The sequence below is a fragment of the Snodgrassella sp. CS2 genome (assembly GCF_050310315.1).
In the GTDB taxonomy this organism is placed as follows: Bacteria; Pseudomonadota; Gammaproteobacteria; order Burkholderiales; family Neisseriaceae; genus Snodgrassella; species Snodgrassella alvi_E.
On sequence record NZ_JBNPBA010000015.1, the window covers coordinates 1 to 5776 of the forward strand.

The following is a 5776-nucleotide window of genomic DNA, read 5'->3' on the forward strand; positions in this document are numbered from 1 at the left end:
AAGCAACTGTATCAGCAATATCAGGACTGGCAGGAGCGGCTACGGGAGCGGTAGCGGGTGGAAGTATGGCAGATGCAACGCAGGGTAATCAGGCTGCGCATGCGGCTGTGGATAATAATCGGCTGATAGTTACCGGTGACAAAGCCGCTAAAAAACGTTATCTGGATTTATTAAATAAAGCACAAAAACAGTATAAGTATAAATTAGACGAAAAGAATAGAATCGTAATTGATGGTTATCATTATGATGATACTCAAAATCCACCTGTATTAGTATCGGATAACCCTAAAGGAGGTACTCTAAACCCCACAGATGTGGCGAATAAAACAATAATAGATGCAATCAATAAGAATGAGGATATATATTTAAGATTGATTTCTGATCCAAAATATATAGTTAAAAATCACACGACAGTTGATGATTATTCTACTGGTGATGTAAATGTCACAAAGGAATTTTTTTATAATTCAGATACTGAAGCATTGTATTTATTTATACTACATTTAACAAAAGAAAGATTTGAAACAGAAAATTATGAGCAAATTAAATCTGAGATATTTAATGATGATGGTACTATAAAAAATGAATATAAAAAGAAAATATCTTCATGCCATCTCATAATCTAGCGAGAAATGCAGAGTATCAATATCTGAAAGAGAAATACCCAGATAACGTAATTCATCCTGACAAAGAAACAAAACCTTTTGTAACCAAATGGAAAGGAATGGATGTCATTCAGTTCACACATGATTTTGGAGATAAAGTTGTAAAAACATACTATACTTATGAACAGGATAGTACAAAAAAATATGAATATCCCCTAAAGCCGATTGCCACAGTTATCGAGGATAAAAACACAAAACGAAACTGAATTTAAAAATAAAGCCTAATTGGAGAGCAAAAATGAAAAGAATTTATGTTTTTACAATGATGTTGATATTTGTTTATGCAGAAAATGTCTTGGCACATGACTTAGTTACAGAAGCTATACTTTATAAAGACAACGCTACAGCTAATATATGTTCGAAAATAAATGGTGACTTCCATTACATTACTGATTTAAACGTATCTAATAAAAATAAAGATTTAGATGGAATCTATTATGGCATAATGAGAGATAATCATCGAAGTTATACGATCAAAATAAATTTTAAAAATAATTATTTTGATTATATAGATATTATTAATAACAATGTTATTACCATTTTTAAACCGGGATATTACTCACCAGATGAACTTTTAAGATTGCTTAAGGCTTCATGTACAGATTTGTACTCAGATAAGAAAGATTGTCATAAAGATAATATATTTTCAGTAAAACAGGCGAATATTAAAGATATAAGTAATTTGTGTACAACAAATCCGGTACCACCATCTATTCTAAAAACCAAATATATTGGACGACTCTTTGGAAACTATATGCTGGCAAATGGATTTAATACTGATTTTATTAATAGAGTAATTATTTATGAAGAAAAAAGACAAAGAGGACTACCATTTTGTAGAATAAAAGGGTTCGGATTTGATGATTGCGTACCTGACGATTAATTAAGAGGCATTATCTGCGCTACGGCCAGCATAGTACTTTCGTATCAAATTGGACAGTACATCAAAATTTAGGCTCATAAAAACCAGATTACAGGAGTTAAAGATGAGTTAACCGCCGGTCATGAAACAGCACATAATGCCATGTTAGGAATAGCAGTAGCCGCAGCCGGAGGAAATGATGGCCTTGCTGGAGACTTGGCGACAGCTGGGGCAGAGGCAATTACTCCAATACTGTCACAATGGCTATATGGCAAAAAAACAGTGGATTTAACCGCTGATGAAAAAGCCACAATTTCAGCCATAGCAGGCCTGATCGCTGCAGCGACAGGAGCGACAGTATGGTAAATGCAGCACAGGGTAATCAGGCTGCGCATACGGCTGTGGACAATAACCTAAACAATAATGATTGGCCTTATTTTGGAACAACTCCTGAAAAAACTATAAAGCTGAATGAAGAAAAATTTATCAAATTAATTTGTAAAAACTTAAATTCAAGCGAATGTCAAAGAAAAAGAGAAGAAGTTCAAAAGGATGGAGCTAAGTTTATTATAAGCAATGTAATAGATTTTATACCAATAATAGGAGATATAAAGGGATTGTATGAAGCAGAGACGGTTGGGGATTATGTATTTGCCGCAATTGGAGTAGTGCCACTTGTTGGTGATTTGGCTAAAAAAATGCATACTGCACAAAAAGCCTATGAAAAAGCGAAAGAGGCAGGAAATGTAGCAGAAATGGTTAAGCAAAAAGAAAATGTGGCTAATCTAATAAAGGAAGATAAAATTAGAAAAGGAGTGGGTGGGAATGCTGGAAAGGGGGCAGTCAATAATATATCTAATCTAAATCCTAATGAAATTAGATTCTTACAGAATACGGTTTCTTATAATAAAGTAGAACGAGGAACTGATATGAAATATACTTATGACGATCTTGTTACAAACTTGAAAACTAATGGTTGGAAAAGAGATCCAGTTAATGTAATTAAAATGCCTGACGGCAAATTTACAAGTATGGATAACACAAGAATAGCAGCAGCTAGAGAAGCTGGTATAGATATTAAAGCTAATGATAGAAATTTTAATGATAAGCTTTCACCATCTGAAGTAAATAGATTTTCTGATCCCAAAAAAGGGTTTATACCTATAACTTGGAGAAAAGCAATAACTGGAAGGCTTAATAAACAGTCAGGTGGATTTAGTAAAAATAATCCATTTGGTTCAAATGCTCCCCCTCGCATTAGTGGTAAACCTAAAGAATAATAAATATGGCTCATTACTTGTATTCGAAAGAAGAATTACCTGAAGGGTTTAAATATCCTTTGTCTTTTTTAAAAATTTGTTCTAAACAAGACGTTCTTGATTTAGAGCCATGGTGGTTTTTATATGAATTTGAAAATTTTGCTAAACAATGGTTATTTGAATTAAAAAAACAATATCCAACTAGAAAATTGATACCATTTGCCAAGGCGTCTAATACTGATGATATTGTTTGTTTTGATGGCTCGGATAAATCAGGAAATCCTAAAGTATACTTTGTTCATGCTTTTGCTTCTTCTGGATGGGAAAACAGAGGTAGTGTTTGTAATTTTGATGAATGGTTAAAACAAGCCAAAGAAGAATCAGCCCAATATAAAGCTGAAATGGCTGAATTAGATAAGATTTAATCAAATATTAAAAAAGTATTAGGAACAGTATTAGTTAACCAAACACCGTTATCAGCCAAATAAAATTTAAAACCTTGTTGATACATCTGCAAGGTTTTTACTTTTAATACTATCGGTTTCCCATGTCTTTCTCCGACTTTATTAGCTGTCTTCTCATCACCAGATAAATGAACATAATGACGACTACCAGCAACTAATCCTTGTTTTTTAATGGAATCAATAAATCGGGTTGCAGTGCCATGATATAAAAACTCTGGAGGTATTTGTTCTACATGGTTAATTTTTACTTGTTGAGTTGAATGTCCTTGTGCTGCACGTATTTTTAGACCATCATCCGAAATCGTAAAACGTTTTTTATCACTTGTTTTAACAATTTGCTCAATCAACTCTCTAGTTAGAGGTTCTCCATGTTGATTAGCTTGCATGATTAGACTATCGATATTGACCCAACCATCAGAATCTATTGTGATTCCAATAGCTTCTGGTTGATGTCTCAAAATATAGCTTAAAAATTTACTTATTTTATCTAGTTGTTTGCTCATATTTATTTCCTGAATAATTCCCACATTGTAGCGGGAAAATCTACCATCTGCAGGAAAACGTAAAAGGAAGCATAAAAGACCTATCGTCAGCGATAAGGACAGTAGCAGGGGGACTAAGCGGAGGATCACTGAGCAATGCGCAGATAGCGGGAGAGCTTGGGCAAAATGCAGTAGAGAATAATGCCTTAATTAACAGTAAAGGAGAAAGCAAGCTTAATGCACAGGAAAGAAAAATAAATGAAACGCTGAAAAAAACAGTAGTACAAAATATGACTCAAAGACAAGATGGTACTATATCAGAAATTACACAATCGTTTCATAAGGAAAATCATTCAAATATTCATATTAATCCAAACACTATTTCTTTCGGGAATAAATCGTAATCAGTTTAACAAATGGCGCTCTAATTATTGGAAAAATAGAGCAAATGATTTTAAATAATAGGAGTATCAATGAGTGATCTAAATAACGTTATTGAACATTTAAAAAAATTATCAAATGGAGAGGTAATTAATGTCGCTCTTCCTGATGATAATTTGCTTGATAATTATGAGAAAGAAATTAACTTTGTTTTCCAGAAGATTACAGAAAGCTTCTTAAAGAAGCAGATAATATTTTTTATGGAACAATTGAATTACTATTAGTAACAAAAGAAAAAAAATATCCTTCTGAATTATCAATAGTATTGAATGAAGCAAGGGAGCTAGGTTTACCTGAAGATTGGCTACCAATATGTGAGGATAATGGTAGCTATTATTGTTTACTTCCAAATGGTAAAGTACATTATTGGACACCAGATGGCTATAGCAATGATTCTTGGGAAGATCTTGCAGATTGGATAGAACAAGTATGGATTAATGGAGATTAAATAGTTTATTAGTTAAAATTTAGAATTAAGATCATAATTAAATAAATCATGAAAATAACCAATTAAAAATTAATAGAGTTCTTTAATATCGTTCTAAAGCAGCAAATCAATCTCTACTACCAACTTGCCCTGTTCAATCTGAATGATAACAGGGCATCCCACATAAAAGCCTACCTGCTCCAGCCACACTGATAGTAGTCACAGGCCACTGTCAACAGTATCAATGCAGACATTGGCGGCAAACTGAGCATTATCAGTCCGCAGGACAAAGTAGACCAAGTTATCCATCAGCATTGGTTCAGGTGGTCCAAAGTTAGGTATTACTGCCGGAGTGAATGCCGTCAAAGGACATGGCAATGGCGACGAAACCAGCTACCGCTTTAACTATGAAGGTAAGAAATACTATGCAGACCCGTTTAAGTAAAACAAGGTTAGTGATTCTGACAGTCCTTAGTCTGTTATTAGAAGGGTGTAGTATATCGGACTGGTATAACGGCTTTTATGTAGAAAGGTCAGCAGTTGTAAAAGAACAAAAAAAAAGAAAGGCTTTTTATAATGCAGAATCGCCGCAAATGAAAGCACTGAGAGAACAGAATAATGCTTATTGCTTAGAAATGGCTTCAAAACCGGAAAATCGAGTAGCAAGAATAGGATTTCTAAATGGTGTATAGAATCAACCCATGTACGAGCAATGTATGCAAAAACGCGGAACACCCTCATTTGATGCTTATGAATCAATACTAGAAGAGAAACGTCGTGCTGAGCGTAGGGCTCGTGGTGAAATAGTTCCTGAAAACCAATAAGACATGTAATTACTAAGTTGTTTCACCTATAGCTAATTAACGGGTGTCAGTGTATGAGAACGTCAGCAGATACTCTGATGCCTTTTACTGTACCGATAAATACCCCTAGACCATTTAGCCAAAGAATAAACCAAGCATTTCCCCAAGCAGACATTTTCTTAACTATGAAGGTAAAAAACGTCATGCAGTACTACTGACCAAGTAAAAAACGCTTATTAATTTTGATTAGTATCAATCTGTTATTAGAAGGATGTAGTATATCGGATTGGTATAAAGGTTATTATGCTGAAGGAGCTGCGATTATCAAAGGCCAAAAAGATAGGAATGCTTTTTATGATGCTGAGTCTCCGCA

At 34.0% G+C, this 5776-nt stretch carries 13 protein-coding genes; 11 read left to right on the top strand and 2 right to left on the bottom strand.

Annotated elements, in window-relative coordinates; translation table 11 throughout:
- The 6 genes from ACQP6D_RS10780 to ACQP6D_RS10805 form a co-directional block, all read left to right on the top strand.
- Nucleotides 1-626 (top strand): VENN motif pre-toxin domain-containing protein (locus tag ACQP6D_RS10780; protein WP_427858196.1); only part of this gene is annotated, 626 nt, incomplete at its 5' end.
- Nucleotides 608-871: a hypothetical protein gene (locus ACQP6D_RS10785; protein WP_427858197.1), complete on the top strand. Its 264-nt coding sequence runs from the start codon at nucleotides 608-610 to the stop codon at nucleotides 869-871. The genes ACQP6D_RS10780 and ACQP6D_RS10785, both read left to right, overlap by 19 nt.
- 32 nt (nucleotides 872-903) lie before the next feature.
- Complete coding sequence (locus tag ACQP6D_RS10790) at nucleotides 904-1548, top strand: hypothetical protein (RefSeq protein ID WP_427858199.1); 645 nt, start codon at nucleotides 904-906, stop codon at nucleotides 1546-1548.
- A gap of 141 nt (nucleotides 1549-1689) precedes the next feature.
- Entirely contained in the window at nucleotides 1690-1893 is a 204-nt protein-coding gene (locus ACQP6D_RS10795; RefSeq protein WP_427858200.1) for a hypothetical protein, read from the top strand.
- Nucleotides 1887-2807: a hypothetical protein gene (locus tag ACQP6D_RS10800; RefSeq protein WP_427858201.1), complete on the top strand. Its 921-nt coding sequence runs from the start codon at nucleotides 1887-1889 to the stop codon at nucleotides 2805-2807. Before ACQP6D_RS10795 ends, ACQP6D_RS10800 begins: the two co-directional genes overlap by 7 nt.
- Nucleotides 2808-2812: 5 nt before the next feature.
- Nucleotides 2813-3211 carry an SMI1/KNR4 family protein gene (locus ACQP6D_RS10805; protein ID WP_370389329.1) on the top strand — a complete coding sequence of 133 codons (399 nt, stop codon included), beginning with the start codon at nucleotides 2813-2815 and terminating at the stop codon, nucleotides 3209-3211.
- Here the strand turns inward: ACQP6D_RS10805 and ACQP6D_RS10810 are convergent.
- The gene (locus ACQP6D_RS10810) at nucleotides 3208-3753 is read right to left on the bottom strand and encodes an RNA 2'-phosphotransferase (RefSeq protein WP_367486897.1); all 546 of its coding nucleotides are present in this window, start codon (nucleotides 3751-3753) and stop codon (nucleotides 3208-3210) included. The genes ACQP6D_RS10805 and ACQP6D_RS10810 overlap by 4 nt on opposite strands.
- A 47-nt stretch (nucleotides 3754-3800) precedes the next feature.
- Between ACQP6D_RS10810 and ACQP6D_RS10815 the strand changes: the two genes are divergently transcribed.
- From ACQP6D_RS10815 to ACQP6D_RS10825, 3 genes are all read left to right on the top strand, one after another.
- Nucleotides 3801-4136 carry a VENN motif pre-toxin domain-containing protein gene (locus ACQP6D_RS10815; RefSeq protein WP_427858208.1) on the top strand — a complete coding sequence of 112 codons (336 nt, stop codon included), beginning with the start codon at nucleotides 3801-3803 and terminating at the stop codon, nucleotides 4134-4136.
- Between the two features lie 69 nt (nucleotides 4137-4205).
- On the top strand, nucleotides 4206-4397 hold the full coding sequence (locus ACQP6D_RS10820; RefSeq protein ID WP_427858203.1) for a hypothetical protein: 192 nt from the start codon (nucleotides 4206-4208) through the stop codon (nucleotides 4395-4397).
- Nucleotides 4382-4621: an SMI1/KNR4 family protein gene (locus ACQP6D_RS10825; RefSeq protein WP_427858209.1), complete on the top strand. Its 240-nt coding sequence runs from the start codon at nucleotides 4382-4384 to the stop codon at nucleotides 4619-4621. The genes ACQP6D_RS10820 and ACQP6D_RS10825 overlap by 16 nt, the downstream gene beginning before the upstream one ends.
- A gap of 93 nt (nucleotides 4622-4714) precedes the next feature.
- On the opposite strand, the gene ACQP6D_RS10830 is transcribed toward ACQP6D_RS10825, so the two are convergent.
- Nucleotides 4715-4810 carry a SymE family type I addiction module toxin gene (locus ACQP6D_RS10830; RefSeq protein WP_427858205.1) on the bottom strand — a complete coding sequence of 32 codons (96 nt, stop codon included), beginning with the start codon at nucleotides 4808-4810 and terminating at the stop codon, nucleotides 4715-4717.
- Between the two features lie 167 nt (nucleotides 4811-4977).
- Between ACQP6D_RS10830 and ACQP6D_RS10835 the strand changes: the two genes are divergently transcribed.
- Together ACQP6D_RS10835 and ACQP6D_RS10840 are read left to right on the top strand one after the other, a co-directional pair.
- Nucleotides 4978-5292 carry a hypothetical protein gene (locus ACQP6D_RS10835; protein ID WP_427858206.1) on the top strand — a complete coding sequence of 105 codons (315 nt, stop codon included), beginning with the start codon at nucleotides 4978-4980 and terminating at the stop codon, nucleotides 5290-5292.
- 9 nt (nucleotides 5293-5301) lie between these two features.
- Complete coding sequence (locus ACQP6D_RS10840) at nucleotides 5302-5424, top strand: hypothetical protein (RefSeq protein ID WP_427858207.1); 123 nt, start codon at nucleotides 5302-5304, stop codon at nucleotides 5422-5424.
- The last annotated feature ends 352 nt before the right edge of the window (nucleotides 5425-5776 follow it).